The sequence below is a fragment of the Lysinibacillus sp. RU7 genome (genome assembly GCF_057837305.1).
Genome location: NZ_JBYQFK010000214.1, coordinates 1 through 252 on the forward strand (window position 1 = coordinate 1; position 252 = coordinate 252).

The 252-nt window shown below is 57.5% G+C and carries 1 protein-coding gene; it reads right to left on the reverse strand.

Annotation, left to right across the window (positions count from 1 at the left end; all coding sequences use genetic code 11):
* Positions 1–252, reverse strand: a 252-nt coding sequence (locus AC3II9_RS22145; protein WP_489158889.1) for an EscU/YscU/HrcU family type III secretion system export apparatus switch protein, incomplete at both ends; no start/stop codon positions are given.

The following is a 252-nucleotide window of genomic DNA, read 5'->3' on the forward strand; positions in this document are numbered from 1 at the left end:
GAATCAGCCCAAGCAGAATCAGCAGCCCGCAGACGGCGATCATATTCAGGCCGTGGCCCAGCGCGCTGAACGGTGATTCGCTGATCAGACGCAGCATCTCAGGCCAGTGGCTGCGCAGGTAAAACCAGGTGACGCAGCCGACGATTATTGCCTTCAGGATGCCCTTAAACAGTTCGGCCCACGCCTGGCCAGCCACAATACGCTTCAGGCCTTTCAGCGGGTTCATCTTGCCCACGTCAAACTTGATCGATT